The organism is Herbaspirillum robiniae (genome assembly GCF_002213415.1).
In the GTDB taxonomy this organism is placed as follows: Bacteria; Pseudomonadota; Gammaproteobacteria; order Burkholderiales; family Burkholderiaceae_D; genus Herbaspirillum; species Herbaspirillum robiniae.
Map to the genome: position 1 here is coordinate 281,633 of NZ_NJGU01000006.1, position 26,274 is coordinate 307,906.

The following is a 26,274-nucleotide window of genomic DNA, read 5'->3' on the forward strand; positions in this document are numbered from 1 at the left end:
AACAGCCAGCCATGCCAGCCAACCCGGATCGAAAAACTTCACTGGACGTCGTGGCCGTGCCGGCCTTCAACGACAATTATCTCTGGCTGATTCACAACGGCCGCCATGCCGCCGTGGTCGACCCGGGCGACGCCGGACCGGTGCTGGCCGCATTGCAGGCCAAGGGCCTGACGCTGAGCGCTATTTTACTGACTCATCACCATGCTGACCATGTCGGCGGTGTGGTCGAGCTGGCCGGGCGCGCCAGAAGCGCGGAATTCCCCGCGATCCCGGTCTACGGCCCGGCGCGCGAACGCGACAGGATCGCCGGCATGACGGTCGCGCTTGGACAAGACGACAAGGTCAGCGTGCCGCAACTGGCGCTGGAGCTGGACGTGATCGAGGTGCCGGGGCATACCCTGGGCCATATCGCCTATCACGCGCCGGCCGCGGGGCTGCTCTTTTGCGGCGACACGCTGTTCGCCGGCGGCTGCGGGCGCATCTTCGAAGGCACGCCGTCGCAGATGCTGGCCTCGCTTGCCAGACTGGCAAGCCTGCCCGGCGCCACGCGCGTGTATTGCGCGCATGAGTACACCTTGTCGAACCTGAAGTTCGCCGCGGCCGTCGAGCCCGGCAATGCCGATCTTGTAGCCCGGATAAAGGCCGAACAGGCCAAGCGCGAGCGCGGCGAGCCCACCGTGCCCTCGACCATCGCCCTGGAGCGCGGCACCAACCCCTTCCTGCGCGCCGGCGAAACCGAAATCGTGAGATCGCTGCAAAACGCCGGCCGTTTGAAGGAGTTCGACGAAGTTGCCAGCTTCGCGGCGCTGCGCGAATGGAAAAATACCTACAAATAGCGCGAAGATCGCGCCGACTTAGGCGCAAAATCCAGCCAAATCAAGGACTTGGCTTTGTAACAGAGGCCAATTTTTACTTGACTGCGGAAAAGGGTCTTCCGTACACTCCCTGCATTCCCCATTTTGGAGCGGCGGCTTTTACGTATTTTTACTAGCCGCTTTTAAAGCTGTTTCTCGTAGCGATTCGTGCTCAGGGGAAATCCGCAGCTTCCGACCTTGCATTGCCGCCAATACTGCCGGGCGAGATGAAATCGTTTTCCGGCGGGAGGCTCCGAGCTTACTGCACAGCTCTGCGACGGAAGCGCCGACAGCAAACTTTAGCCTCTGGCACAGGATATCGCCCACATGCAGCGAACACTGAAGAATCTCGCTATTGCCGCCCTGTTTTGCGCTAGCACCCCGCTGCTCTCCCACGCCAACGACATCTCGATCTATCCCGCGCCCTTCAACGCGATCAATCCCGAACTGGCCGGCAACGCGCTGCCCGGGATGAATGACATCGACATCTGGACGCGCATCCGCAAGGGCTTCGGCATCCCCGACCTCGACAATGCGCTGGTGGAAAGCCAGACCCAGTGGTACAGCTCCCGTCCCGACTACATCCAGCGCACCACGGCGCGCGCTTCGCGTTACCTGTTCCACGTCGTGCAGGAACTGGAAAAGCGCGGCATGCCGACCGAACTGGCGCTGCTGCCCTTCATCGAGTCCGCCTTCAATCCGGAAGCGCTGTCGACCGCCAAGGCGGCCGGCATGTGGCAGTTCATCCCCTCCACCGGGCGTGACTACAACCTGAAGCAGAACATGTTCACCGACGAGCGCCGCGACGTGCTGGCCTCGACCGATGCGGCGCTGACCTACCTGCAGAAGCTCTACGGCATGTTCGGCGACTGGCAGCTGGCGCTGGCGGCCTACAACTGGGGCGAAGGCTCGGTGCAGCGCGCGGTGAACCGCAACCTGGCAGCCGGCCTGCCGATCGACTTCAACACGCTGTCGGCGCAGATGCCCAACGAGACGCGCAACTACGTGCCCAAGCTGCAGGCGGTGAAGAACATCATCGCCAGCCCGGCCTCGTTCGACATCGCGCTGCCCAAGGTCGACAACCAGCCCTACTTCGTCACCATCGGCAAGACCCGCAACATCGACGTGAAGGTGGCCGCGCAGCTGGCCGAACTGTCGCTGGATGAATTCAAGGCGCTCAACCCGCAGTTCAACCGCCCGGTGATCATCGGCGGCGAGGACACCAAGATCCTGCTGCCCGAATCGAACGCCGAGAAGTTCAAGACCAACATGACCAAGTGGACCCAGGCCTTCTCGACCTGGACCGCGCACACCGTCTCCAGCGCCCGTGAGCGTATCGAGACCATCGCCAGCAAGTTCGGCACCACGCCTGAAGTGATCCGCAGCGTCAACCAGATCCCGCCGCGCATGGTGCTCAAGGCCGGCTCCACCATCCTGGTGCCCAAGACCGAAGAAACCGCGTCGCTGGACACCGACCTCACGCCCGAAATCGCCGACAACGCCCGCCTGGCCATCGCGCCGGACGTGCCTGAGACGCGCCGCATCTTCGTGAAGGCCGGCAAGCGCGACACCCTGGCCGGCATCGCCGGACGCTACCGCGTGAGCGTGGCCCAGATCAAGGAATGGAACGGCTTGAAGCGCGACACCCTGGCCGCCGGCCAGAGCCTGCAGCTGAACGTGCCCAACGTCGCCCATGCGGCGCCGACCCGCGTGGCCGCCGTGCGCCACGCCGCGCCGGTACGCCGCCAGGTGGCCGCCGCCCGTGCGCCGGTGCGCAAGGCCGCGCCCGCCCCGGCGCGCAAGGTCGCCGCCGGCAAGCCGATCACGCTGGCCTCGGGCAGCGGCGCGCGCAAGCAATAAGACAAGCCGTACGGGAGCCGCTCCCGCGCAGGAAATCCGGAGGAACCGGAGGAGACCAGAGCAGCTCGACTGCCACAAAAAAAGCACTGCCAGTACTGCAATACCTCACAACAAGAAAGAAAAAAGCCCCGCGCATGCGGGGCTTTTTCATTGGCGCGCAAAGCGCTGCTCAGGCCGCGCCTGCCCCGTCGCCCGCATCGGGCGCATCGGCGGCATAGGACGCCGCCGCCAGCAGGCGCTGGGTGTAGGTATGCTGGGGCCGCTGCATGACTTCCTCCGTGAGGCCGCCCTCCACGACCTTGCCATCCTTCATCACCAGCACCTGGTGCGCCATGGCGCGCACCACCGCCAGGTCGTGCGTGATGAACAGATAGGCCAGGCCGTGACGGCGCTGCAGCTCGGAGAGCAGCTGCAGCACCTGCTGCTGCACGGTGACGTCCAGCGCCGAGGTCGGCTCGTCCAGCAACAGCAACTCGGGCTGCAGCACCAGCGCGCGGGCGATGGCGATGCGCTGGCGCTGGCCGCCGGAGAACTCGTGCGGATAGCGCGTCAGCACCGAATCGGGCAGGCCGACTTCGGCCAGCGCGTCGGCGATGGTGCGGCGCTGCTGCTCTGCGCTCAGTTCCGGATGATGCAAGGCCAGGCCTTCGCCGACGATCTGCTCCACGGTGCGCCGCGGCGACAGCGAGGCGAACGGATCCTGGAACACCACCTGCATGCGCGAACGCATGGGCCGCAGGTCGCGACTGCTGCGCTCGGCGATGGAGGCGCCGTCGAAACGGATCGCGCCCGTCACCCGGGAGCCGGACAGGCGCAGCAGCGCCATGCCCAGCGTCGACTTCCCGGAGCCGGACTCGCCGACGATGCCCAGGGTCTCGCCGCGCCGCAGCTGCAAATCGACGCCGTCGACCGCCTGGAACAGGCGCTTCTTGAACCAGCCCTGCTTGATCTGGTAGGTGCAGCGCAGTTGCTCGGCCTGCAGCACCGTCGGCGCATCCGCGGCGACCTCGGCCACGGTGCGCTGCGGGCGGCTTTGCAGCAGCTTCCTGGTGTAGGGCTCCTGCGGATTGGCGAACAGCTCCGCGGTGGAGGCGGTCTCGACCAGCCGGCCCTTCTCCATCACGCCGACGCGGTCGGCGAAATGGCGCACCAGGTTCAGGTCGTGCGAGATGATCAGCACCGCCATGTTCTCGTCGCGCTGCAGCTGGTTCAGCAGCTCCAGGATCTGCACCTGGATGGTCACGTCCAGCGCCGTGGTGGGCTCGTCGGCGATCAGCAGCCTGGGCTTGCAGGCCAGCGCCATGGCGATCATGGCGCGCTGGCGCTGGCCGCCGGAGAGCTCGTGCGGATACGCCAGCGCGCGCCGCGCGGGCTCGGGAATGCCGGTCTTCTCCAGCAGCGCCACGGTGCGCAGCGCCGCCTCCCTGGCGTTGATGCCTTCGTGGCGCATCAGCACCTCGGCGATCTGGTTGCCGATGGTAAACAGCGGGTTCAGCGCCGTCATCGGCTCCTGGAAGATCATCGCCACGTCGTTGCCGCGCACCTGCTGCATCTGGCGCTCGGACTTCTGCAGGATGTCCTCGCCGTTGAACAGGATGCGGCCGCCGTAGCGGGCATCCTGGTTCAGCCTCAGCACCGCCAGCGAACTGACCGACTTGCCGGAACCGGACTCGCCCACCAGCGCGAACTTCTCGCCGGGCGCGATGGAAAAGCTGATGTCGTCGACCACCACGGCGTCGCCGAAGCGGATCGCCAGGTTCTGTACCTCAAGCAAGGGCGCGCTCATGCCTTCCTCCGCACGTCCAGGGCATTGCGCAGGGCATTGCCGATATTGGTCAGCAGCAGTAGCGTCACGGTCAGCACCACGAAGGTCGACAACGCGATCCACCATGCGTCGAGGTTGTTCTTGCCCTGCGCCAGCAGCTCGCCCAGGCTGGGCGTGGACGGCGGCACGCCCAGGCCGAGGAAGTCGAGGCTGGTCAGCGCCAGGATCGCCGCGCTCATGCGAAACGGCAGGAAGGTCACCACCGTGGTCATGCTGTTGGGCAGGATGTGGCGCCAGATGATCAGCCGGTTCGGCAAGCCCAGCGCGCGCGCTGCCTGCACGTATTCAAGATTGCGGTTGCGCAGGAAGTCCGCGCGCACGTAGTCCGACAGGCTCATCCAGCCGAACAGTGACAGCAATACCAGCAGCAGGCCCAGGCTGGGCTGGAAGATCGAGGAGAAGATGATCAGCAGGTACAGCTCCGGCATCGAGCCCCAGATTTCCAGCAGGCGCTGGGTGATCAGGTCGGTGCGGCCGGCGAAGTAGCCCTGCACGGCGCCGGCGGCGATGCCCAGCACCACGCCGATGGCCGTCAGCGCCAGGCCGAACAGCACCGAGACGCGGAAACCGTACAGCAGGCGCGCGAACACGTCGCGCCCGCGGTCGTCGGTGCCCAGCCAGTTGTCGGCCGAGGGCGCGGCCGGATTGGGCTCCCTGGCGAAGTAGTTCAGCGTGTTGTAGCCGTAGCGGTTCAGCGGATAGACGACCCAGTTGCCGTCCTTCTTGAACTGGTCCTGGATGAAGGGATCGAGGTAGTCGGCCGGGGAATCGAAATCGCCGCCGAAGCTCTTGTCGGAATAGTCGCGCAGCATCGGGAAGATCAGCTCGCCCTTGTAGCTGGCCACCAGCGGCTTGTCGTTGGAGACCAGCTCGGCGCCCATGCTCAGCACGAACAGGATGACGAAGAGCACCAGGCTCCAGTAACCGTTGCGCTCGGCGCGAAAGCGCAGCCAGATGCGGCGGCCGGGTGACACTGAAGGTGACGGCGAAGGCGCCGCAGGTGCGGCCGGCGCGGCGGAGGTTGGCAGGGAGCTCATTTGGCCAGGCTTTCGAATTGGACGCGCGGATCGGCCCAGACATAGCAAAGATCGCCCAGCAGCTTGACCACCAGGCCGATCAGCGTGAAGAGGTACAGCGTGCCCATCACCACCGGATAGTCGCGGCGGATCGCCGACTCATAGGCCAGCAGGCCCATGCCATCCAGCGAGAACAAGGTCTCGATCAGCAGGCTGCCGGCGAAGAAGGACGCGATGAAGGCCGCCGGAAAACCCGTCACCAGCGGAATGAGCGCGTTGCGGAATACGTGCTTGTACAGCACCTTGCGCTCCGACAGGCCCTTGGCGCGCGCGGTCAGCACGTACTGCTTGCGGATTTCCTCGAGGAAGGTGTTGCGGGTCAGCATGGTGATCACCGCGAAGGAACCGATCACCGACGCCGCCACCGGCAGCGTGATGTGCCACAGGTAATCGGTGACCTTGCCCAGCAGCGACAGGTTCTCCCAGTTGTCGGAAGTCAGCCCGCGCAGCGGGAACCATTGCAGGAAACTGCCGCCGGCGAACACCACCAGCAGAAACACGCCCAGCACGAAGCCCGGGATCGAATAGCCCACCAGCACCAGCGCGGAAGTGAAGCCGTCGAAGCGCGTCCCCTCGCGCACCGCCTTGGCGATGCCCAGCGGGATCGATATCAGGTAACTCAGGAAGAAGGTCCACAGCCCGATGCTGATCGACACCGGCAGCTTGGACTTGACCAGCGTCCAGACATCGCCATGGTGGTAAAAGCTCTTGCCCAGGTCGAAGGTGAGGAAACCCTTGACCATGCCCCAGAAGCGTTCGGCCGGCGGCTTGTCGAAGCCGTAGAGCTTCTTGATCTCTTCGATGCGCTGCTCATCGATGCCCTGGCGGCCGCGATAGGCGGAAGCGCCGGTGGCGGCGCCGCCGCCGGAGGCTTCACCGCCGCCGCCGCGCCCCTTCATCTCCAGCATGGCCTGCTCCACCGGCCCGCCGGGCACGAACTGGATCACCGCGAAGGTAATGGCGATCACGCCGAACAGGGTGGGCACCATCAGCAGCACCCGCTTCAGTATGTAAGACCAGATATTCATGCCAGCGGCCATCCTCGTTCAAACCCGGCGCAGCCGGAAGTTGCCTTGCGAGCCATGTTCAGCGTCCTTTCTCTTCCCACCAGGTGGCGATCACGTAGGGATCGGCCTGGTAGTACAGCGGCGCCACCGCGGGAATGCCGAAGCGGTTCTGGTAGGCGATGCGGTGGGTCGACGAATACCAGTGCGGCACCACGATGTACTTGTGCAGCAGCACGCGGTCCAGCGCGCGCGCCGCCGCCGTCAGCTTGACGCGGGTGTCGGCGGCCACCACCGCCAGCACCAGCTGGTCCACCACCGGGTCCTTCAGGCCCCAGACGTTGTTGGAGCCCTTCTCGTCGGCCGCCTTGGAGCCGAACATGTCGAACAGCTCGTTGCCCGGGCTGCTGGTGTCGGGGAAGCGGATGCTGGTCATGTCGAAGTCGAAGTCTTCCATGCGCTTGGCCACCAGCGCGAAGTCGGCGCTGCGCTGGACCACGTCGATGCCCAGCGTGCGCAGGTTGCGCGCGAACACGCTGATGACGCGCGACATCGAGCTCTGGTCGTCCAGGATCTCGAAGGACAGCGCCACGCCCTGGGCGTTGCGCACCGCGCCGTCGCGGTAGACCCAGCCGGCCTCGGCCAGCAGTTCGCGCGCCTTCCTCAGGTTGGCGCGCAGCGAACCGGGCGGATTGGTATTGGGCTGCACCGGCGCCGGACCGAACACGGCCGCATCGACCTTGCCGCCCTTGGCCTGGATCGAGCGCAGCAGCGCCAGCTCGTCGCCCTCGGGCACGCCGGTGGCGGCCAGCTGGCTGTTGTTGAAGTAGGAATAGATGCGCGTGTACTGGTTGTAGAACAGCTGGCGGTTCATCCATTCATAGTCCAGCGCCAGCCCGATCGCCTGGCGCACGCGCGGGTCCTTGAACTGGTCGCGCCGCAGGTTCATCACGAAACCCTGCATGCCGGCGCCGTTGGAGTGCTTGAACTCCTTCTTGATGATGCGGCCGTCGCGGAACTGCGGGCCGGTGTAGCTGCGCGCCCAGTTCTTGGCGCTGTATTCCACCACCACGTCGAACTCGCCGGCCTTGAAGGCCTCCAGCCGCGCCAGGTCGTCCTTGTAGAAGCGGTAGACGATGCGCTCGAAGTTGAACATGCCGCGCCGCGTCGGCGCGTCCTTGCCCCAGTAGTCCGGGTTGCGCTTGTAGGTGATGCTGCGGCCGGTGTCGTAGCTGTCGATCACGTAGGGGCCGGTGGTGACGGGCGGGGTCAGCTGGATCTGGTCGAACGGCGTGCCCTGCGCCCACTTTTTGGAGAACACCGGCACGCTGCCCACGATCAGCGGCAGCTCATGGTTCTGGCTGGCGAAGTCGAAGCGCACGGTGGCGGCGTCGACCACCACGCAGCCCTTGACGTCGGCGAATACCGAGCGGAACTGCGGCGCGCCCTTGGCCATGATGGTGTCGAAGGAATACTTCACATCCTCGGCGGTGACCTTGTCGCCGTTGTTGAAGCGCGCCTTGGGGTTGATGTGGAAGGTCATCGACATGCGGTCCGGCGCCAGCTTCATGTCGTCGGCCAGCAGGCCGTAGACGGTGGCCACCTCATCCGAGGACGACACCGCCAGGGTCTCGAACATCAGCGCGTCGATGCCGGCGGCCGAGACGCCCTTCATCGACAGCGGATTGAACTTGTCGAAGCTGGTACGGCGATCCGGGTTGGCGAGGTAAAGCGTGCCGCGCTTGGGCGCGTCCGGATTGACGTAGTCGAAATGGGTGAAACCGGCGGGATATTTGGGCGTGTCGTACAGCGAGAAGGCATGCTCCGCGCTGGCGGGACTGCTGTGGACCAGGGCTGCGGCCAGCAGGCAGGAAATGAGGGTTTTGACCATGCGGTGGTTGTCTGCGCTCTTGTTGGCTTGATGTCGTTCCGGTGGAAGCTTCCTGTCAGGCAAGTCCCGTGCCCGGCAAGGAAGAAACGTATTTTGTTCGGGGCATTGTAAATAGATGGCCGATTACAGGGAAGCAATTAAAACAGCCATGCAAACAAGCAAAACGCATGGCCGGCCCTGGCAGTTCCGAGGCCAACCGATGCGGCAAGTTCCGGCCCGGCCGGGCGCAGAGGTTGCCCCGCCCGGCGCTAGCCCCTACAATCTGGGCCTGTTCCAGCCCGGCGCCGGCGCAAGGACGATCGAAACGATCGCCCGATGCGCGTCGCCGCTACCCACACGGAGTCATCATGGCATTTCTGCAAGGCAAAAAAATTCTGATCACCGGCTTGCTGTCCAACCGTTCCATCGCTTACGGCATCGCCGAAGCGTGCAAGCGCGAAGGCGCCGAACTGGCCTTCACCTATGTCGGCGAGCGCTTCAAGGACCGCATCACCAAGTTCGCGGAAGAGTTCGACAGCAAGCTGATCTTCGACTGCGACGTGTCCAGCGACGAGCAGATCAATGCCTTGTTCGCCGACCTCGGCAAGTCCTGGAGCCAGCTGGACGGCCTGGTGCACGCCATCGGCTTCGCCCCCAGCGAGGCGATTGCCGGCGACTTCCTGGAAGGCTTCTCGCGCGAAGGCTTCAAGATCGCCCACGACATCTCGGCCTACAGCTTCCCGGCCATGGCCAAGGCCGCCGTGCCGCTGCTGTCGCCCAACGCCGCCCTGCTGACCCTGACCTACCTGGGCTCGGAGCGCGTGGTCCCCAATTACAACACCATGGGCCTGGCCAAGGCCTCGCTGGAAGCCTCGGTGCGCTACCTGGCCGAAGCGCTGGGCCCCAAGGGCGTGCGCGTGAACGGCGTCTCGGCCGGCCCGATCAAGACCCTGGCCGCCAGCGGCATCAAGGGCTTCGGCAAGATCCTGGGCGCCGTGGCCGCGACCGCTCCGCTGCGCCGCAACGTGACCATCGAAGACGTCGGCAATGCGTCGGCCTTCCTGCTGTCGGACCTGGCCTCGGGCATCACCGGTGAAATCACCTATGTCGACGGCGGCTTCTCCCGCGTGGTCGGCGGCATTGCCGAGTAATACGGGACTTCGGCGGCTCCCTGCTGAGCCGCCGAAGCGCAAATAAGCCACAGATTGACGATTTGGCATGATGCCAAACTCGATGTTTTACTGTATGATTCGGCTTGTGCGTCGCAATAAGCGATGCGCGAGCGAATCCGGCATGAAAACGTACTCATCTGAATACATTTGCGCCGAGATCGCCCAAGCAGCTTCGCAAGCCTTACCTGTCAGCAAGACAAGTTTTCAGTAAAAGCCCCCCGCCTCTGGCATCGTTCGATGATGCCGTCCCGGCGCAAAGCTTTTGTGCCGAAATTTCTTTGTATTTTTTCATAGTCATTTCGTCGGTTGGCGTTGCTTTTTTTCGTTCAGGCCTCTGATGCCCGGCGCGCTCGCGTGCGCCTGTCGCATGGTGCCTGACGTTCACATTCACGAAAGAGATTATGACTTTTGAAGCACTCGGCCTGAACCCTTCGATCATCAAAGCACTGACCGAAGCAGGCTACACCACCCCGACCCCGGTCCAGGAAAAGGCCATCCCCGCCGCCATCGGCGGCCAGGATCTGCTGGTTTCCTCGCAGACCGGTTCGGGCAAGACCGCTGCTTTCATGCTGCCCTCGCTGCACAAGCTGGCCGACCTGCCGCAATCGGCGCCGGCAGCCGGCGCGGGCAACCGTACCCCCAACCAGGAACGCCAGGCCAGCCGCGCCCGCGGCGAACGTCCCCGCTTCACCCCGGCGCAGCCGAAGATGCTGGTGCTGACCCCGACCCGCGAACTGGCCCTGCAAGTGACCACCGCCACCGACAAGTACGGTTCGTACATGCGCCGCGTGCGCGTGGTGTCCATCCTGGGCGGCATGCCTTACCCGAAGCAGATGCAACTGCTGTCGAAGAACCCTGAAATCCTGGTCGCGACCCCGGGTCGCCTGATCGACCACATGGAATCGGGCAAGATCGATTTCTCGCAGCTGCAGATCCTGGTGCTGGACGAAGCCGACCGCATGCTGGACATGGGCTTCATCGACGACATCGAAAAGATCGTCGCCGCCACCCCGGCCACGCGCCAGACCATGCTGTTCTCGGCCACGCTGGACGGCGTCGTCGGCAACATGGCCAAGCGCATCACCAACAACCCGCTGACCATCCAGATCGCCAGCTCGTCGACCCGCCATGAAAACATCATGCAGCGCGTGCACTTCGTCGACGACCTGTCGCACAAGAACCGCCTGCTGGACCACCTGCTGCGCGATACCAGCATCGACCAGGCCGTGATCTTCACCGCCACCAAGCGCGACGCCGACACCATCGCCGACCGCCTGAACATCGCCGGCTTCGCCGCCGCCGCTCTGCACGGCGACATGCACCAGGGCGCGCGCAACCGCACCCTCAACAGCCTGCGCCGCGGCCAGGTCCGCATGCTGGTGGCCACCGACGTCGCCGCGCGCGGCATCGACGTGCCGGGCATCACCCACGTGTTCAACTACGACCTGCCCAAGTTCGCCGAAGACTACGTGCACCGTATCGGCCGTACCGGTCGTGCCGGCCGCAAGGGCGTGGCGATCTCGCTGGTGAACCACTCCGAAGGCATGCACGTCAAGCGCATCGAGCGCTTCACCAAGCAAAGCATCCCGGTCGACGTGGTCGAAGGCTACGAACCGAAGAAGGCGGCCGCACCGCGCGGCCCGCGCAAGCCCAACAACTGGCGTCCGGGCGACGGCCGCAGCAATCACGGCGGCAACAACCAGCGCTTCGGCAACCGCGAAGGCGGCGGTGGTTTCGGCAATCGTGAAGGCGCTCCGCGCGAAGGCGGTTTCGGTCATCGCGAAGGCGGTGGCGGTTTCGGCAACCGTGAAGGCGGCCAGCGCGAAGGCGGCTACGGCAACCGCGACAACCGCAGCTTCGGCGGCAAGCCGGCCGGCAACGGCCCGCGTCGCGAAGGCGGCGGTGGCGGCGGCTACAAGGGCAACGGCGGCGGTTTCCGCTCCGACGGCCCGCGCCGCTCCTACGGCGACCGCTGATCTGCGTATCGCCCCGGCCTTAAAAAGAAAAAGCCGCTTCATCTGAAGCGGCTTTTTTCATGGGCGTTCCGTTTTACGGTTTCAGCCGGCGCACTTGGCACCCTGCCCCGCCTGCAGCGCCTTCACATTGTTGGCGATGGCGTCGGCCGCGCCCGAGACCGCCTTCTGCATGGCCAGCACCACATCGCCGACGGCGCCGCCGGCCACCGGCTCGACCACCGTCATGCGGCAGACCGTGCTCCTGCGGTCATCCGAACGCGTCACCGTCCAGCCGAAGCTGGCCTGCACCTGCCCGCCGCGCACGGCGTCCAGATCGCGCAATTCGACGGCGATGCGATAGCTGACCTGGTCGGCCGGGCGGCCGCTGCGCGAGATGTCGATTGCACCCAGGCGGCTGGCCACGCCGGCGGCCAGCGCATCGCGCAGCTCGCTGTTGAAGGGCGAGGACCAACGCTCCTGCTCCAGCACGTCGACGCGGGTGGCGTCGCTGCGCACCACCAGCTGCGGACGCGCCAGCCGGTCCGGCACGGCCACCGGCATCACCTCGATGAAAGTCTGCGGCCCCTGCGCGGGGATCGCGCCGTTTGTCGAGGCCGACGCCGGCGCCGACAGCGTATAGAACTGCGCCGGCGGCGAACTGCCGCAGGCGGCCAGCAGGGCCGCCGCCAGCGCGGCGGCGGCCAGGGACTTCAGGGAGTTGTTCTTGTGGTTTGGCATCATGGCTCCTGTTTGCCGCGGATCAGCGATTCCGGGTGCTGCTGCAGGTAGTCGGTCAATACCCGGATCGACGCCGCCGCGCGCGACAGTTCCTGCATGGTCTGGCGGATATCCTGCTGCAGCGGCGCGTCGTCGGACAGCGTGCGTTCGGCCGCGTTCAGGGTCTTGCGCGCGTCCTTCATGGCGGCGGTCATTTCCGGCGCGATGTCGTTGTTGATGCGCGCGGCGGTCTGCTCGGCCGTGGTCAGCGTCTTGTTCAGGGTCTTGACGGTGGTCTGCAGGTCGCGCCCGATCTCGTCGAACGGCACCTTGGACAGCTTGGCGGCGATGTCGGAGATCTGCGTCTGGATCTCGTCCAGGCTGCCCTGGATGGTAGGCAGCTCGACCGGCACCTTGCTGGCGTCGATCTGGACCGGCTTGGCCTTGGGGAAGAAGTCGATCGCCACATACAGCTGGCCGGTCAGCAGGTTGCCGTTGCGCAGCTGCGCGCGCAGGCCGCGCTTGACCAGGAACTTCAGGCGCTCGGTATGGGAGTAGCGGGTGTCGGTCACGTCCTGGTTGAAGCGGCGGCCCAGGCGGTCCGGATAAATCTGCACCAGCACCGGCATGCGGAACTCGCCCTTGGCCCGGTCGTATTCGATGCCCACGCTCTTGACCTCGCCCAGCACCACGCCGCGGAAGTCGACCGAGGCGCCCGGCTGCAGGCCGCGCAGCGACTGGTCGAAGTACAGCAGCACGGTCTGCGGCGCGCCGTCCGGATCCTTCATCGCGGTCGTCTCGTCGTCGGCCAGCTGATACTCCGAGCCCTCCTTGGCCGGCGGGCTCTTCTCGTCTTCATTGCGGTCGCGGAAGGCGATGCCGCCCAGCACCACGGTGGAGAGCGCCTGGGTATGCAGCTTGAAGCCGCTGGCGTTGAGCTCCATGTCGAAGCCGCTGGCGTGCCAGAAGCGCGAATTGAGCGTGATGAACTTGTCGTAGGGCGCGTTGATGAAGATGCGCAGCGTCACGCCTTTGCCGTCGGCGTCGAGGTCATAGGCCATCACCTGGCCGACCTTGATGCGGCGGTAGAACACCGGCGTGCCGATGTCCAGCGAACCGAGGTCGTCGGTATGCAGCACGAACTGGCGCCCGGAGGCGTCGCGCGTGACGATGGGCGGCTGCTCCAGGCCGACGAAGTCCTTCTTGGTCTCGCCGGAAGCGCCGGCGTCGGCGCCGATATAGGCGCCCGAAAGCAGCGTGCCCAGCCCCGAGATGCCGGAGGCGGCGATGCGCGGGCGCACCACCCAGTAGCGCGTGTCCTCGGCGTCGAAGCCGGAGGCCTCCTTGGTCAGCTGGATCGACACCAGCACGTGGGAGCGATCCTCCGACAGCTTGATCGACTGCACCTGGCCGATGTCCACATCCTTGTACTTGACCTTGGTCTTGCCGGCTTCCAGCCCTTCGGCCGAGATGAAGCTCACCGTCACCACCGGGCCGCGGTCGACCAGGATCTTGGCCACCAGCGTCAGGCCGACGATGGCCGCGATGATGGGGATCAGCCAGACCAGCGAAGGCAGCCAGTTGCGCCTGCGCTCGCGCCTGGGCTGCAGCAGCGCCGGTTTTTCGTCGTGCGGATCAGTCATTGCGTTCCTTCATGTTTTCGATTTCTTTTAACTCGAGGTCATTGACGTCGGCCGTCTGCTCGGCCTGCCGCTGGCGGTCTTCCTCATCCCAGATCAGGCGGGGGTCGAAGGCCAGCGAAGCCAGCATGGTCAGCACCACCACCGCGCCGAAGGCGGCAATGCCGATGCCGGCATGCACGTCGGCGAAGCCGTGGATCTTGACCAGCCCGGTCAGCACCGAGACCACGAACACATCCAGCATCGACCAGCGGCCGATGGTTTCGATCACGCGGTACATCTTGGCGCGCTGCAGGCGCTGCCAGCTGCTGCGGCGGCGCGCCGACAGCACCAGGATGATCAGCGCCGCCAGCTTGAACAGCGGCACCAGGAAGCTGGCCACGAACACCACCAGCGCCAGCCCCCATTCGCCCGAGGTCCAGAAGTAGATCACGCCGGAGAGGATGGTGTCGCGCTGCTCGTCGAACAGCGTGCGCGTGACCATCACCGGCATCAGGTTGGCCGGGATGTACATGATGCAGGCCGCGATCAGCAGCGCCCAGGTGCGGTTCAGGCTGTCGATCTTGCGCACGTGCAGCGGCGCGTCGCACACGCCGCAGCGGTCGCCCTGGCGCGCGCCCTGCCACACCGTGCCGCAGTGATGGCAGCCGATGACGTCGATGTCGGCGGCGTTGGTCACTTGCGCCTGCGCCTGTACCGCATCCGCGGCCGGCGCGACGGCTGGTCCGGCGGCGCCGGAAGATGCCGCGCGGCTCATGGCGCGTGCTCCCCGATCGTCTCGCGCAGCGCCTGCTTCTGTTCGCAGATGTGCCAGATATAGCGCGGATTGAACGAGACCACCGCGGTCAGCAGCACGGTCAGCGCGCCGAAGGACCACAGCGCCGGGCCGGGAATCACCTCGGCCATGTTGGAGAGCTTGATCAGCGCCACCAGCACGCCCAGCATGAACACCTCGATCATGCCCCAGGGCCGCGCGGCCTGCATCAGGCGCAGCAGCAGCACGAAGCCGGGCGGGCGTTCCAGGCGCGAAGACGGCAGCAGCAGGTAGAACAGCACCAGCATCTGGATCAGCGGGAACAGCAAGGTGGTGGCCATGACCAGCAACGCCACCTCCGACATGCCGTCGCGTGCGAGCGCCATCACCGCGCCGATCAGCGTGGTGTCGTTGGACAGGCCCTGCAGCTCGATGGTGACGATGGGGAAAGCGTTGGCAATCACGAACAGCACCAGCGCGCCCACCGTCAGCGGCAGCAGCCGCTCCAGCCGCTTGCCGGTGTCGCGGTCGAGTTCGGCCTCGCAGCGCGGGCAGCGCGCGATTTCACACGGCCCCAGGCGGGGGCGGTGATATACGGCGTCGCACTCTTCGCAAACGATGAGGTCCGGGCGTTTCTGCATGGATGAGTCGTTCTGCTTTCTGGCTATTGTTATCGGAGAGTCGTGGCGCGCCCGCAGGCACCCAGGCGCCCCATTTTGAGCCAAATCGGCCCGGGGCGTTCAATGGTTGCAATCATTTGCGTTTTGCAAACATCGTTTTTAATGACCCGTCGGTAAATTACTCGACGATTCTAACAACAAATATATTGCGACCCGGCACGCATTTGCGCTTGTAAAGAAGATAGCCCTTGACAAGCTTGCAGGCAATCTTCTAAAGTCGCCGAATGACTTCCGCAGCAAAAATCTCCCTACGACTGAACAGCGCCGGCGCCCTGCTAGCGTTGCTACCAGTGTCGCTACTACTAGCCTCGCGCTAATCCTGCTGTTCCTGCCGAAGTTCGCTGAGTCCACGCGCACCGGCACACAAAATCAATCCGCAGTACCCTGGCAGTACCAATCCGCAGCGCCGCGTCATCTGAACGCCGCCGCACAGACAAGCGAAGCGATCATGCATTCGAAGCCGGTCACAACCCGCACGCAGCACGCCCACCCAGGGGAACGCGCCCGCTCGCGCACGGAGATTCTGCTTCTGGCTCTATGACGGGTTGCCTGGCCATGCGTGAGTGGCAGCCAGGCAACCCGATCCGCCACATCTGACACCGTTTTCCAGTATTTCCGAATCCAGAGACTAAGAGGTCCATCATGATGTTAAGCAATCCTTCCGCCAAATACCGCGCCTTCCCCGCCATCGACCTGCCTGACCGCACCTGGCCGTCCAAGGTCATCGACACCCCGCCGATCTGGATGAGCACCGACCTGCGCGACGGCAACCAGGCCCTGATCGAACCGATGAACGCCGAGCGCAAGCTGCGCTTCTTCGAACTGCTGCTGAAGACCGGCCTGAAAGAGATCGAAGTCGGCTTCCCCTCCGCCTCGCAGACCGACTTCGACTTCGTGCGCAAGCTGATCACCGAGAACCGCATCCCCGACGACGTCACCATCATCGTGCTGACCCAGTCGCGCGAAGAGCTGATCCGCCGCACCGTCGAATCGCTGGAAGGCGCCAAGCAGGCCATCGTCCACCTGTACAACTCGGTGGCGCCGGCCTTCCGCAAGATCGTCTTCAACATGTCACGCGACGAGATCAAGAACATCGCCGTCACCGGCACCAGGCTGGTCAAGGAACTGACCGACGCGCGCCCGGGCACCGACTGGCGCTTCGAGTACTCGCCGGAATCCTTCAGCACCACCGAGCTGGACTTCTCCAAGGACATTTGCGACGCCGTCTGCGAAACCTGGGGCGCCACGCCCGAGCGCAAGATCATCCTGAACCTGCCCTCCACCGTCGAGTGCAGCACCCCCAACGTCTACGCCGACCAGATCGAATGGATGTGTCGCAACCTGAAGCATCGCGACTCCGCCATCATCTCGGTGCACCCGCACAATGACCGCGGCACCGCGATCGCTTCGGCCGAGCTGGCCGTGATGGCCGGCGCCGACCGCGTCGAAGGCTGCCTGTTCGGCAACGGCGAGCGCACCGGCAACGTCGACCTGGTCACGCTGGCGCTGAACCTGTACACCCAGGGCGTGAACCCGGGCCTGGACTTCTCCGACATCGACGTGGTGCGCCAGGTGGTCGAAGAATGCAACCAGATCCCGGTCCACCCGCGCCACCCGTACGTCGGCGACCTGGTCTTCACCGCCTTCTCCGGCTCGCACCAGGATGCGATCAAGAAGGGCTTCGCCAAGCAGCAGGCCGACGCCATCTGGGAAGTGCCCTACCTGCCGATCGACCCGGCCGACCTGGGCCGCAGCTACGACGCCGTGATCCGCGTCAACAGCCAGTCCGGCAAGGGCGGCATGGCTTACCTGATGGAGCAGGAATACGGCCTGGCCATGCCGCGCCGCCTGCAGATCGAGTTCTCGCGCGCGATCCAGCGCGAGGCCGACGCCACCGGCAAGGAAATCAACGCCGCCGACATCTACTCCATCTTCAAGAGCGAGTACCTGGACCGCAGCGAGCCCTACGTCTACCGCGCGCACCGCATGTCGGAAGATTCGTCCAAGGCGGAGTCGATCAACATCGAAGTCGATATCGTGCGCAACGGCCAGCCGGTCACCGTGCGCGGCAGCGGCAACGGCCCGATCGACGCCTTCGTGCATGCGCTGGGCCTGGACATCAAGCTGATGGACTTCCATGAGCACGCCATCGGCGCCGGCGCCGACGCCAAGGCGGCCAGCTACATCGAGCTGCGCCTGAACGAAGCGCCGACCGGCTTCGGCGTGGGCATCGACGCCAACATCGTGACCGCGTCCTTCAGGGCCGTGCTGTCGGCGGTGAACCGCCAGATCGCCATCAGCGAGAGCGCCAACCAAAGCGGTTCCGCGCGCGCCAAGGCCGCCTGATCATGGAATACCGCCGGTGATCCCGGCGGCTGCTCCTGAAAAAAACGCCGACCTACAGGTCGGCGTTTTTCTTTGCCCGGCGAAAATGCGCGGCGTCGTCGTCAGCCACCACGGGCCAGCCGTATGCCCGTCACCTGCCAGCGCGCATACGCCGGGAAGAAGTTCCGATACGTCAGCCGCGCATGGTTCAGCGGCGTGGCCGAGGAAGAACCGCGCAACACATACTGGTTCACCATGAACTTGCCGTTGTACTCGCCCACCGCGCCCTGCGGCGCGCTATAGCCCGGATACGGCGCGTAGCTGCTGCTGGTCCATTGCCAGGCCACGCCGAAGAACTCGCGACCGCTGCCCTGCATCTTCCCCGCGGCATGCTCCCATTCGGCCTCGGTCAGCAGCCGCGCACCGGCCCAGCGGGCGTAGGCATCGGCCTCGTAGTAGGAAAGGTGAACCGCGGCGCGGTGCGGCTGCAGCTCCTGCAGGCCGTATTCGGTGAATTCGCTCCAGTGTCCGGACGCGTCGCGCTGCCAGTAGATGGGGTGTTCCAGCGCCAGCTGCTTGCGCCACTCCCAGCCCTCCGACAGCCACAAGGCCGGATCCAGATAACCGCCGTCCTCGACGAAGGCGCGATACTCGTCGTTGTTCACCAGCCGCGACGCGCAATGGTAGGCCTCGACGAACTGCCGGTGGCGCGGCGTCTCGTTGTCGAAACAGAAGCCCTCGCCGGCATGCCCCACTTCCACCACGCCCGCCTCGATGCGGTGCCATTGCAGCGGCAGCTCGGCCGGGTCGCCGCCCACCAGCGCTTCGGGCAGATCCTGGTAGGCCGGCCTGAGCGGATTGATCGACAGCAGATGCTTGACGTCGGTCAGCATCAGCTCCTGGTGCTGCTGCTCATGCTGCAAACCCAGCTCCAGCAGCGCGAGGAAATCGGCCAGCTGGGCACGCAGGCGCTCCTGTGGGCCGCCGGCATGCGCGCCCGCTTCCATCGCGTCGATCAGCAGCAGCATGCGATGGTCGACGTCGGCGCGATAGGCCTGCACTTCTTCCAGCGAAGGGCGCGTCAGCAGGCCGCGCTGCGGCCGCGGAAACTTCTCGCCCACGCCTTCATAGTAGGAGTTGTACAGCACCCTGAATTGCGGATGGAACGCCTGGAAGCCGCTCTCGAAACGCTCCAGGATGAAGGTCTCGAAGAACCACGTCGTGTGCGCCAGATGCCACTTGATCGGGCTGGCGTCGGGCATGGACTGCACGCAGCAATCCTCCGCCGACAGCGGCTCGGCGATCGCCTGCGACTGGCGCCGCACGCGCCGGAAGCGATCGCCCATGCGGTCGCGCGGGCGATGGTTGACCTCCTGGATCGCGGCGTCGATCACGGCATCGATGGCGGCGCTCATGGCCGCATCCGCGGTGGCTTCGACAATGGCGCCGTCAGTGCGCATGGCTGGTCTCGTCATTGCAGTCATATTGCGGTGATATTGCAGTCATCGTCTTGCGTCAGCGCGCGCGGGCATGGCAGACCGCGAACCAGCGCTGCGGGTCGAACCACATCCGCACATCGCCGAAACCGGATTCCTCGAGCAGATCGAGGATGTCCTGCGGCGTGAACTTGTGGCTGTTCTCGGTATGGATGCGCTCGCCCTGGCGGAAGGTGCGGCGCCCGCCCTCCCAGCGCACGATCAGGTCGCGGCAAGCCTCCAGGTGCATCTCCACCCGCTGGTGCGCAGCGTTGTAGAAACCGATATGGCGCCAGTCGCGCGGGTTGAAATCGGCGCCGATCAGCCGGTTCACGTGCTTGAGCATGTTCAGGTTGAAAGCCGCGGTCACGCCCAGTTCGTCGTCATAGGCGGCGTCCAGCACGCGCGCGTCCTTGACCAGGTCCAGGCCCAGCAGCACGCCGCCGGCCTCGCCGATCTGCAGCGCATGGCGCATGCGGCGCAGGAAGGCGCGCGCCTGCTGCGGATCGAAATTGCCCAGCGAGGAGCCGGGATAGAAGAACAGCCGCCGCTCGCGGCTGACGGTGGCGGGCAGCTCCAGCGAGGCGGAGAAATCCATCGCCACCTCATGCATCGGGATGTCCGGGAATTGTTGGCGCAGGCCATCGACGGCCTGGTGCAGAAAATCCGCCGAGATGTCGATCGGGACGTACTGGCGCGGCTTGAGCTCGGGGAACAATCCCGCCGCCTTGGCGCAATTGCCGGCGCCCAGGTCGATCAGCGTGACGCCGGTGCCGGCGGCCTGCGCGATATCGGCCGCGTGTTCAGCGAAGATCGCCGCCTCGGTGCGGGTGGGATAGTATTCGGGCAACTCGCAGATGGCCTCGAACAGCTTGCTGCCCAGCGGGTCGTAAAGATACTTCGGGGAAATGGCGGCGTCCTGCGCCGTCAGTGCGGCCTCGATTTCTGCGCGGATCTCCCAGTCTTCGGGAGTCTGCTGCCAGGGCCGTTGGATCAAGCGAGCGAGTTGGGCCAAGCTGGTCTCCTTGCCGTTGATGCTGCGTTTGCGTTGCAATCGGGTAACTCGGGTACGACGATCGGGGGCGACGCACTGCAAATGCCGCCGGATCCAGGCTGTCCAGCCAATGTAGCAGGGCTTTACGCGCAAGCAATGTGCGGCGGGAAACTCTGCGCTACACTCTGCCGGCGCCAAATCGACACCAACCAAGCCGTTTGGCCGGAAAGCGGCTTATGAGCAGCCTGCATATACTTATGAAGCTTCCGACTTAAGCGCACCGCGGTGGTTCAACGCAGCAATAAGATTTTCCCGGTGGCAGCACTGTGGACCAGACCGGCAGGTCATCCGCATTGCCGCCACGACAACACCAGCCCAATATGCCATCCACGCCAAGCTCATCCACAACCGCCACGGCTAACGCCTCTTCCCCCACCGCAAGAAAAAGCACCCTGGCCACGCTGCGCGGGCTGGCGCCTTTCCTTGCGCCCTACAAAAAGCAGTTCCTGCTGGCCGGCCTGGCCCTGATCGTGGCCGCCGGCGCCACGCTGGCCGTGCCCTACGCGTTCAAGCAGATGATCGACCTCGGTTTCGGCGCGGCGGGCAGCAAGAGCGCGGCCCACATCAACCTGTATTTCATCGCCCTGTTCGGGGTGGCCTGCGTGCTGGGCGTGGCCACCGCGCTGCGCTTCTACATGGTGTCGTGGCTGGGCGAGCGCGTCACCGCCGACCTGCGCCGCGCGGTGTATGCGCACGTGGTGCTGCAAAGCCCGGAGTTCTTCGAAACCACCAAGACCGGCGAAGTGCTTTCCCGGCTGACCACCGACACCACGCTGATCCAGACCCTGGTCGGCACCAGCATCTCGATGGCGCTGCGCAACGCGCTGCTGTTCGCCGGCGGCATGGCGATGCTGTTCATCACCAGCGCCAAGCTCACCTCCATCATCATCGTCATGCTGGGCGCGGTGGTGCTGCCCATCGTGTTCTACGGCCGCCGCGTGCGCAAGCTCTCGCGCGCCTCGCAGGACCGCGTGGCCGATGCGTCGGCGATGGCCGGCGAGATCCTCAACGCCATGCCGACCGTGCAGGCCTTCACCCATGAAGAGATCGAAGCCAAGCGCTTCGGCGGCTCGGTCGAGCGCGCCTTCGAGACCGCGATGGAACGCATCCGGGCGCGCTCCCTCCTGACGGTCGCCGCCATCCTGCTGGTGTTCGGCGCCATCGTGTTCGTGCTGTGGCTGGGCGCGCATGCGGTCATGCAAGGCAGCATGAGCGGCGGCGAGCTCGGCCAGTTCATCCTCTATGCCTCGCTGGTGGCGGGCTCGCTGGGCGCCCTGTCGGAAGTGATGGGCGACACCCAGCGCGCCGCCGGCGCCACCGAACGCCTGCTCGACCTGCTGGCGGCCAGGTCGCCGGTGCAGTCGGTGCTGCTGCCGGAGAAGCTGCCGCAGCGCACCGCCAACGGCGCCGCGCTGGACATCGCCGGCGTCGACTTCCACTATCCTTCCCGCCCCGGCAGCCATTCGCTCTCGCAGCTGTCGCTGCAGGTCAAGCCCGGCGAGACGGTGGCCGTGGTCGGGCCGTCCGGCGCCGGCAAGACCACGCTGTTCCAGCTGCTGCTGCGCTTCTACGATCCGCAGGCCGGAGCGATCCGGCTGGACGGCGTCGACATCCGCTTCCTGACGCTGCAGGACCTGCGCGGCGCCATCGGCATCGTGCCGCAGGACACCGTGATCTTCTCGGCCAACGCGATGGAAAACATCCGCTTCGGCCGCCCCGGCGCCAGCGACGCCGAGGTCATCGCCGCGGCCCAGATGGCCGCCGCCCACGAGTTCATCGAGCGCCTGCCGGAGGGCTACGGCTGCTTCCTCGGCGAGCGCGGCGTGCGCCTGTCCGGCGGCCAGCGCCAGCGCATCGCGATTGCCCGCGCGTTGCTGAAGAACCCGCCGCTGCTGTTGCTGGACGAGGCCACCAGCGCGCTGGATGCCGAGTCCGAACGGCTGGTGCAGTCGGCGCTGGAGGCGGCCATGGTCGGCCGCACCACGCTGGTCATCGCGCACCGCCTGGCGACCGTGCAAAGCGCCGACCGCATCATCGTGCTGGAGCATGGCCGCATCGTCGAGACCGGCACCCACGCCGAGCTGATTGCGCAGGACGGCTTGTATGCCAGCCTGGCGGCGTTGCAGTTCAACGTGGAATAAGCCGGGCCGCCCCACCACCGAGGGCAGGCCCGCGCGTCCCGGCCGCCGGGTGCCGGCGAAGGCTGCCGGCGCAGGAGGGGTGGGGCCGACGCGATTTTCCAAAATCCAATAGACTGCCTGCTGCAATTGCCCCGACCAGCCAAAACAACAAACGCTACAACAGGAGTATTCCGATGAGCAGCCAACTCTTTTCGCCGCTGACGCTGCGCGGCGTCACCCTTCCCAACCGCATCGCCGTGTCGCCGATGTGCCAATACTCGGCGCAGGACGGCTTCGTCAACGACTGGCACCTGGTCCACCTGGGCAGCCGCGCCACCGGCGGCGCCGGCCTGGTGATCATGGAAGCCACCGCCGTGGTGCCGGAAGGCCGCATCACCGCCGCCGACCTCGGCATCTGGAAGGACGAACACATCGAGCCGCTGCGCCGCATCACCCGCTTCATCGAGCAGCAGGGCTCGGTGCCCGGCGTGCAGTTGGCCCACGCCGGCCGCAAGGCCAGCGCGCTGCGTCCCTGGGACGGCACGCCCGGCAGCGTGCCGGTGGCCGAAGGCGGCTGGCTGCCGGTGGCGCCCTCGGCCCTGGCGTTCGACACCACTTACACCGAGCCGCATGCGCTGACCGCGGACGAGATCAAAGGCCTGGTGCAGGCCTTCGCCGACGCCGCCAGGCGCGCGCTGCAGGCCGGCTTCAAGGTGGTCGAAGTGCACGGCGCGCACGGCTACCTGGGCCATGAATTCCTCTCCCCCTTCAGCAACAAGCGCACCGACCAGTACGGCGGCTCCTTCGAGAACCGCATCCGCTTCCTGCTGGAAGTGACCGCCGCGGTGCGCGCGGTGTGGCCGCAAGAACTGCCGCTGTTCGTGCGCCTGTCTGCCACCGACTGGACCGAGGGCGGCTGGACGCCGGACGAGACCGTGAAGCTGTCGGCCAAACTGCGTGAGCTGGGCGTGGACCTGGTCGACGTCTCCAGCGGCGGCAACCTGCCCACCGCGGCGATCCCGACCGGCCCCGGCTACCAGACCGAGTTCGCCGCGCGCGTGAAGGCCGAGGCCGGTATCGCCACCGGCACGGTGGGCATGATCACCGACGCCATCCAGGCCGAGCACGTGCTGCGCACCGGCCAGGCCGACCTGGTGCTGCTGGCGCGCGAACTGCTGCGCGACCCGTACTGGCCGCTGCATGCCGCCGACCAGCTGCGCGAGAACATCGCCTGGCCGGCGCAATACGTGCGCGCCGCGTCGAGCAAGACGCCGCTGCGTCCGGATGTGGACTACGGCGCCGAGCTCGACTGAGCGTCATCGCGTAAAAAAAGCCACCGCATGCGGTGGCTTTTTTATTGGTCACATCCGTATCTGCGCCCGCCGGATCAGCCGGGTCGGCGCTTCTGGCGGAAGTACTCGATGATGCCCGGCAGGATCGACAGGATCACGATCGCCACGATAAGAAGACTCAGGTTCTTCTTGACGATGGGCAGGTTGCCGAAGAAGTAGCCGGCATAGGAGAAGCTCGTCACCCAGGCGATGCCGCCGACCACGTTGTAGAAGAAGAACTTGGGATAGGTCATCGCGCCCACGCCGGCGACGAAGGGGGCGAAGGTGCGCACGATGGGCGCGAAGCGGGCGATGATGATGGCCTTGCCGCCGTGCTTCTCGAAGAAGGCATGGGTCTTGTCCAAATATTCCTTCTTGAAGATGCGCGAGTCCGGCTTGTCGAACACCTTGATCCCCAGCATCTTGCCGATCTGATAATTGGTGCTATCGCCCAGGATGGCGGCCACGATCAAGGTCAGCACCATCAGGTGGACGTCATACGCGCCGGTGGCGGCCAGCGCGCCGGTCACGAACAGCAGCGAGTCGCCGGGCAGGATCGGTGTGACCACCAGGCCGGTCTCGCAAAAGATGATCAGGAACAGGATCAGGAACAGCCAGGGGCCGTAGGACGCGGCCAGCTCGGCCAGGTGGCGATCGATGTGAACGATGAAATCGACAAGGAACAGAAGGATATCCATAGTGCCCGCTTGAAAAAGAAAGGGGCATTGTAGCAACTTGCGACCGCGCGGCTCACAAACCGCGTCACACTCCGGGAGTTACGCAATGCTTCGCAACGGATGAGATCGCATTCAATAGAATGTATGATCTTCTCCGCCGTCATTTGCATTTACCAACAACACCAACTATTAAAGCCTTGCACAGGCTGGGGGTAACGTCGTGCAAACACCAAAACACAAGCGGCTTGCTGCCGGCATTCTTTTATTGTCGTGGTGCTCGCTGATACACGCGGGGCCCATAGACGACTTATTGGCCGAAGCGCAGGCGGGCAATGCCGATGCCCAGTTCAAATTGGGCCTTGCCTACGATTCCGGGCGCGGCGTTCCACGCGAGATCGACACCGCAAAGATGTGGTACTCCAAATCTGCCGAGCAAGGCAACGTCGAAGCTCAAAACAGTCTGGGGAGCATCTACCAGGAGGAAAAGAACTACCAGGGCGCCAGGCTCTGGTTCGAGAAAGCCGCCGCTAAAAAGAATGCTCTGGCCTTGAATAACCTGGCGTATTTGCACGATCTCGGTCTGGGCACCGAGCAAAACCGAAAAATGGCATTCGACCTCTACCTCCAGTCGGCAGACCTTGGCTGGGGAGAAGCAATGTGGAATCTGGCCAACATGTACGGCGCTGGCCAGGTAGGCGCTCCTGACTTGTATCAGGCTTGCGTGTGGACCATGCGTGCTGAGCGCTTTTCAGCAAACAACGGCAACCTGGCGATGCATGTGCGCCAGGCAAAACCGCAAATACTGAAGCTGCTGGGCGGCCGTGCAAGCGCATGCGAGCAGGAGGGCAACGCCTGGTCTCCTCAAACCGTCAATAAGTAGATAAACAATGGCATGGACGGCCCGATGCCGGCATGCTGCATGTCCTCGCAGCGCAATTCCAACCCCTCTGACAAACCGATGAAATCTCTCATGTTTCCAACCCTGAACAAGTTTCTCCTTTGCGTGCTCGTCTGCCTGCTCGGCCTGCTTGGCGGTTGTGCCACCAACAATTCCCTGAATCCGGCGCAAGTTTCCCAGATCAGGAAGATCGGCGTCATCTCCACCGCCGGCGGCACCTTTTATCGCCAATACATAGGCCTGACAGTGTTCAACAACGAGTCGGAATCCCTGGATATTCGTGACTGGAAGCTGGATGACGTCTACGAGGCGCAGGCGCAAAAAGCATTGAAGCAAATGTCTTCCATCGAAGTGATCCTGCTCGGCGAACAACGCGCCGATTTTCATGTGCTGCAAGGACGAAAAGAGTTGATCCAGACGACCGCGGCGCGCTTGAAGCTTGATGCCATTGCGCTGGTCTCTTCTGATCCTGCCAACAGGAATGGGCTGGGACTATATGGCCAGGGGATGTCCAATTCCAATCTGCGCTTCTATGCATCGATCGGAATCTACGATGGAAAAACCGGCGAACTGATCGGCCAAGAACGACTCGGGAGCGTCAGGAGCGATCCCATGGCGCTCGGCATACCAAAGTTCGGCGAACCGCGACTCCGCGTTTCACACAAGACGGTACTCACGCCGTTGGCTACGCTGTCCGACAAGGAAATTGCAGATCTGAAGCAGCAGGCGACCTATTTGCCCGGCACGGCCTGGATGGAAACATTCCGGCGCCTTTTGGGCAAGCAGGGAAGCTGATCGCGCAGATGGCCCGGGCAAAATCGCAGCGTTCCAGGTAAAGAAGAAACCTGAACACATCCCTACCCAAACTTACCGATCTTTACGAGAAAATCGCGCAAGGTTTTACCCGACAGTCCGATATCTGATGCAAGCGGTGAACGACGGCGGCCAGCCGATACCGCCCTGGCGGCGAGCCTATGTTCGCCCTTT

20 protein-coding genes are annotated in these 26,274 nt (G+C 64.9%); 9 read left to right on the top strand and 11 right to left on the bottom strand.

Annotated features, from left to right (window positions below; genetic code table 11):
- The first annotated feature begins 11 nt into the window (after positions 1-11).
- Together gloB and CEJ42_RS12770 are read left to right on the top strand one after the other, a co-directional pair.
- Positions 12-836, top strand: coding sequence for a hydroxyacylglutathione hydrolase (gene gloB, locus CEJ42_RS12765; protein ID WP_243397856.1), 825 nt, complete (start codon positions 12-14; stop codon positions 834-836).
- A 345-nt stretch (positions 837-1,181) separates the two neighbouring features.
- On the top strand, positions 1,182-2,714 hold the full coding sequence (locus CEJ42_RS12770) for a transglycosylase SLT domain-containing protein (protein WP_079218778.1): 1,533 nt from the start codon (positions 1,182-1,184) through the stop codon (positions 2,712-2,714).
- A 169-nt stretch (positions 2,715-2,883) separates the two neighbouring features.
- On the opposite strand, the gene CEJ42_RS12775 is transcribed toward CEJ42_RS12770, so the two are convergent.
- The 4 genes from CEJ42_RS12775 to CEJ42_RS12790 are packed head-to-tail and all read right to left on the bottom strand — an operon-like array spanning position 2,884 to position 8,510.
- On the bottom strand, positions 2,884-4,500 hold the full coding sequence (locus CEJ42_RS12775) for an ABC transporter ATP-binding protein (protein WP_088751318.1): 1,617 nt from the start codon (positions 4,498-4,500) through the stop codon (positions 2,884-2,886).
- A complete protein-coding gene (locus CEJ42_RS12780; RefSeq protein ID WP_079218776.1) occupies positions 4,497-5,576 on the bottom strand; it encodes an ABC transporter permease in 1,080 nt (359 codons plus the stop codon). Before CEJ42_RS12780 ends, CEJ42_RS12775 begins: the two co-directional genes overlap by 4 nt.
- Positions 5,573-6,643: a microcin C ABC transporter permease YejB gene (locus CEJ42_RS12785; protein ID WP_079219360.1), complete on the bottom strand. Its 1,071-nt coding sequence runs from the start codon at positions 6,641-6,643 to the stop codon at positions 5,573-5,575. The genes CEJ42_RS12780 and CEJ42_RS12785 overlap by 4 nt, the downstream gene beginning before the upstream one ends.
- Positions 6,644-6,701: 58 nt before the next feature.
- Positions 6,702-8,510: an extracellular solute-binding protein gene (locus CEJ42_RS12790; protein ID WP_088751319.1), complete on the bottom strand. Its 1,809-nt coding sequence runs from the start codon at positions 8,508-8,510 to the stop codon at positions 6,702-6,704.
- Between the two features lie 347 nt (positions 8,511-8,857).
- Here CEJ42_RS12790 and fabI point away from each other — a divergent pair, with 347 nt between their 5' ends.
- A complete protein-coding gene (fabI, locus tag CEJ42_RS12795) occupies positions 8,858-9,640 on the top strand; it encodes an enoyl-ACP reductase FabI (protein WP_079218774.1) in 783 nt (260 codons plus the stop codon).
- A 422-nt stretch (positions 9,641-10,062) separates the two neighbouring features.
- Positions 10,063-11,637: a DEAD/DEAH box helicase gene (locus CEJ42_RS12800; RefSeq protein WP_079218773.1), complete on the top strand. Its 1,575-nt coding sequence runs from the start codon at positions 10,063-10,065 to the stop codon at positions 11,635-11,637.
- An 81-nt stretch (positions 11,638-11,718) separates the two neighbouring features.
- On the opposite strand, the gene CEJ42_RS12805 is transcribed toward CEJ42_RS12800, so the two are convergent.
- The 4 genes from CEJ42_RS12805 to CEJ42_RS12820 are packed head-to-tail and all read right to left on the bottom strand — an operon-like array spanning position 11,719 to position 15,368.
- Positions 11,719-12,354 (bottom strand): PqiC family protein, encoded by a 636-nt coding sequence (locus CEJ42_RS12805; RefSeq protein WP_165774430.1) that lies wholly within the window; start codon positions 12,352-12,354, stop codon positions 11,719-11,721.
- Positions 12,354-13,976 carry a PqiB family protein gene (locus CEJ42_RS12810; protein WP_088751321.1) on the bottom strand — a complete coding sequence of 541 codons (1,623 nt, stop codon included), beginning with the start codon at positions 13,974-13,976 and terminating at the stop codon, positions 12,354-12,356. Before CEJ42_RS12810 ends, CEJ42_RS12805 begins: the two co-directional genes overlap by 1 nt.
- The gene (locus CEJ42_RS12815; protein WP_088751322.1) at positions 13,969-14,730 is read right to left on the bottom strand and encodes a paraquat-inducible protein A; all 762 of its coding nucleotides are present in this window, start codon (positions 14,728-14,730) and stop codon (positions 13,969-13,971) included. Before CEJ42_RS12815 ends, CEJ42_RS12810 begins: the two co-directional genes overlap by 8 nt.
- Positions 14,727-15,368, bottom strand: a complete 642-nt coding sequence (locus CEJ42_RS12820) for a paraquat-inducible protein A (protein WP_088751323.1) — start codon at positions 15,366-15,368, stop codon at positions 14,727-14,729. The genes CEJ42_RS12815 and CEJ42_RS12820 overlap by 4 nt, the downstream gene beginning before the upstream one ends.
- A gap of 681 nt (positions 15,369-16,049) precedes the next feature.
- Between CEJ42_RS12820 and leuA the strand changes: the two genes are divergently transcribed.
- The gene (leuA, locus tag CEJ42_RS12825) at positions 16,050-17,753 is read left to right on the top strand and encodes a 2-isopropylmalate synthase (protein ID WP_079218768.1); all 1,704 of its coding nucleotides are present in this window, start codon (positions 16,050-16,052) and stop codon (positions 17,751-17,753) included.
- A gap of 101 nt (positions 17,754-17,854) precedes the next feature.
- Here the strand turns inward: leuA and egtB are convergent, their stop codons facing one another.
- Together egtB and egtD are read right to left on the bottom strand one after the other, a co-directional pair.
- Entirely contained in the window at positions 17,855-19,192 is a 1,338-nt protein-coding gene (gene egtB / locus CEJ42_RS12830; RefSeq protein WP_243397857.1) for an ergothioneine biosynthesis protein EgtB, read from the bottom strand.
- A gap of 55 nt (positions 19,193-19,247) precedes the next feature.
- Positions 19,248-20,222 carry an L-histidine N(alpha)-methyltransferase gene (egtD, locus tag CEJ42_RS12835; protein ID WP_420840762.1) on the bottom strand — a complete coding sequence of 325 codons (975 nt, stop codon included), beginning with the start codon at positions 20,220-20,222 and terminating at the stop codon, positions 19,248-19,250.
- 359 nt (positions 20,223-20,581) lie between these two features.
- On the opposite strand from egtD, the gene CEJ42_RS12840 reads away from it, so the two are divergent.
- Positions 20,582-22,402, top strand: a complete 1,821-nt coding sequence (locus CEJ42_RS12840; RefSeq protein ID WP_088751325.1) for an ABC transporter transmembrane domain-containing protein — start codon at positions 20,582-20,584, stop codon at positions 22,400-22,402.
- Between the two features lie 173 nt (positions 22,403-22,575).
- Positions 22,576-23,694, top strand: a complete 1,119-nt coding sequence (locus CEJ42_RS12845; RefSeq protein WP_088751326.1) for an NADH:flavin oxidoreductase/NADH oxidase — start codon at positions 22,576-22,578, stop codon at positions 23,692-23,694.
- Positions 23,695-23,768: 74 nt separating this feature from the next.
- Here CEJ42_RS12845 and CEJ42_RS12850 read toward each other — a convergent pair whose 3' ends face one another.
- A complete protein-coding gene (locus CEJ42_RS12850) occupies positions 23,769-24,410 on the bottom strand; it encodes a DedA family protein (protein WP_079218764.1) in 642 nt (213 codons plus the stop codon).
- Positions 24,411-24,609: 199 nt separating this feature from the next.
- Between CEJ42_RS12850 and CEJ42_RS12855 the strand changes: the two genes are divergently transcribed.
- Together CEJ42_RS12855 and CEJ42_RS12860 are read left to right on the top strand one after the other, a co-directional pair.
- Entirely contained in the window at positions 24,610-25,269 is a 660-nt protein-coding gene (locus CEJ42_RS12855) for a tetratricopeptide repeat protein (RefSeq protein ID WP_088751327.1), read from the top strand.
- Between the two features lie 90 nt (positions 25,270-25,359).
- Complete coding sequence (locus CEJ42_RS12860) at positions 25,360-26,082, top strand: hypothetical protein (protein ID WP_088751328.1); 723 nt, start codon at positions 25,360-25,362, stop codon at positions 26,080-26,082.
- Positions 26,083-26,274 lie beyond the last annotated feature (192 nt).

Excerpts from the sequence above, each read along its gene's own strand:
- gloB (WP_243397856.1), top strand. The coding sequence starts at position 12 with ATGCCAGCCAACCCGGATCGAAAAACTTCACTGGACGTCGTGGCCGTG.
- CEJ42_RS12770 (WP_079218778.1), top strand. The coding sequence starts at position 1,182 with ATGCAGCGAACACTGAAGAATCTCGCTATTGCCGCCCTGTTTTGCGCT.
- CEJ42_RS12775 (WP_088751318.1), bottom strand. The coding sequence starts at position 4,500 with ATGAGCGCGCCCTTGCTTGAGGTACAGAACCTGGCGATCCGCTTCGGC.
- CEJ42_RS12780 (WP_079218776.1), bottom strand. The coding sequence starts at position 5,576 with ATGAGCTCCCTGCCAACCTCCGCCGCGCCGGCCGCACCTGCGGCGCCT.
- CEJ42_RS12785 (WP_079219360.1), bottom strand. The coding sequence starts at position 6,643 with ATGAATATCTGGTCTTACATACTGAAGCGGGTGCTGCTGATGGTGCCC.
- CEJ42_RS12790 (WP_088751319.1), bottom strand. The coding sequence starts at position 8,510 with ATGGTCAAAACCCTCATTTCCTGCCTGCTGGCCGCAGCCCTGGTCCAC.
- fabI (WP_079218774.1), top strand. The coding sequence starts at position 8,858 with ATGGCATTTCTGCAAGGCAAAAAAATTCTGATCACCGGCTTGCTGTCC.
- CEJ42_RS12800 (WP_079218773.1), top strand. The coding sequence starts at position 10,063 with ATGACTTTTGAAGCACTCGGCCTGAACCCTTCGATCATCAAAGCACTG.
- CEJ42_RS12805 (WP_165774430.1), bottom strand. The coding sequence starts at position 12,354 with ATGCCAAACCACAAGAACAACTCCCTGAAGTCCCTGGCCGCCGCCGCG.
- CEJ42_RS12810 (WP_088751321.1), bottom strand. The coding sequence starts at position 13,976 with ATGACTGATCCGCACGACGAAAAACCGGCGCTGCTGCAGCCCAGGCGC.
- CEJ42_RS12815 (WP_088751322.1), bottom strand. The coding sequence starts at position 14,730 with ATGAGCCGCGCGGCATCTTCCGGCGCCGCCGGACCAGCCGTCGCGCCG.
- CEJ42_RS12820 (WP_088751323.1), bottom strand. The coding sequence starts at position 15,368 with ATGCAGAAACGCCCGGACCTCATCGTTTGCGAAGAGTGCGACGCCGTA.
- leuA (WP_079218768.1), top strand. The coding sequence starts at position 16,050 with ATGATGTTAAGCAATCCTTCCGCCAAATACCGCGCCTTCCCCGCCATC.
- egtB (WP_243397857.1), bottom strand. The coding sequence starts at position 19,192 with ATGCGCACTGACGGCGCCATTGTCGAAGCCACCGCGGATGCGGCCATG.
- CEJ42_RS12840 (WP_088751325.1), top strand. The coding sequence starts at position 20,582 with ATGCCATCCACGCCAAGCTCATCCACAACCGCCACGGCTAACGCCTCT.
- CEJ42_RS12845 (WP_088751326.1), top strand. The coding sequence starts at position 22,576 with ATGAGCAGCCAACTCTTTTCGCCGCTGACGCTGCGCGGCGTCACCCTT.
- CEJ42_RS12850 (WP_079218764.1), bottom strand. The coding sequence starts at position 24,410 with ATGGATATCCTTCTGTTCCTTGTCGATTTCATCGTTCACATCGATCGC.
- CEJ42_RS12860 (WP_088751328.1), top strand. The coding sequence starts at position 25,360 with ATGTTTCCAACCCTGAACAAGTTTCTCCTTTGCGTGCTCGTCTGCCTG.